The 294-nt window shown below is 56.1% G+C and carries 1 protein-coding gene; it reads right to left on the reverse strand.

Going from position 1 to position 294, the window contains the following annotated elements:
• Positions 1 to 294, reverse strand: a 294-nt coding sequence (locus P0D70_RS36965; protein WP_408188151.1) for a DDE-type integrase/transposase/recombinase, incomplete at both ends; no start/stop codon positions are given.

Genomic DNA, 294 nt, shown 5'->3' on the forward strand with positions numbered 1-294 from the left:
ATAGCGCAGATATCCGTTCATACGCTCGACCTTGCCCTTCGTCTTCGCGCGGTATGGTTTGCAGACGCGAGGCACGAACCCATGGTGTTTGGCGAAGTCAGCGAACCCCGGATGATATCGATGCTGTTTCTTGCCATACGCATCGCGTTTCAGGATCACCGTCTTCATGTTGTCGTACACGATCTCTCGGGTGACGCCGCCAAATGCTTCGAATGCCCGCACATGGCAAGCCAGCAGCGTTTCGATACGCATGTCGGTGACAAACTCCGCGTAGCTGACGCGGCTGTAGCCCAA

This window comes from Paraburkholderia sp. RL17-381-BIF-C, assembly GCF_046026435.1.
Lineage (GTDB): Bacteria > Pseudomonadota > Gammaproteobacteria > Burkholderiales > Burkholderiaceae > Paraburkholderia.